The sequence below is a fragment of the Shewanella sp. ISTPL2 genome (genome assembly GCF_013283205.1).
GTDB lineage: Bacteria > Pseudomonadota > Gammaproteobacteria > Enterobacterales > Shewanellaceae > Shewanella > Shewanella oncorhynchi.
In genome coordinates, this window is the sequence record NZ_JAAPAV010000010.1 from 1 (window position 1) to 503 (window position 503).

Annotated in this window: 1 protein-coding gene; it reads right to left on the reverse strand. The window is 56.7% G+C overall.

From position 1 onward, the window contains the following. Positions 1 to 503: cadherin-like domain-containing protein (locus HUB64_RS23065; protein ID WP_173497996.1), on the reverse strand; the 503-nt coding region annotated here is incomplete at both ends.

The following is a 503-nucleotide window of genomic DNA, read 5'->3' on the forward strand; positions in this document are numbered from 1 at the left end:
CCGTCAACGCTGATGCCATCAATCACATTGCCCGTCACTTCTGGGCTGTCTTCGGCGAGGCTGCGCTCTTCGTTTTCATCCGTGAAGTTATCGTTCTCTGGGGTCACGGTTAAGCTTAAGGTCGAGGTGTCATTGGCACCGGAGCCGTCGGTCAAGGTGTAGGTGATGACTGGCACAGTACCGTTGTAGTTTGCCGCGGGCGTGAAGGTGTACCCGCCAGTGCTATTGAGGCTAAAGATCCCCACCCCGGTGATGACCACGTCATTGCCATCGGCAGTGTACACCGTCGCATCCCCGGCGATAGTGAAGCTCACGACGCTCAGTGGACCGTCAACGCTGATGCCATCAATCACATTGCCCGTCACTTCAGGGCTGTCTTCGGCGAGGCTGCGCTCTTCGTTTTCATCCGTGAAGTTATCGTTCTCTGGGGTCACGGTTAAGCTTAAGGTCGAGGTGTCATTGGCACCGGAGCCGTCGGTCAAGGTGTAGGTGATGACTGGCAC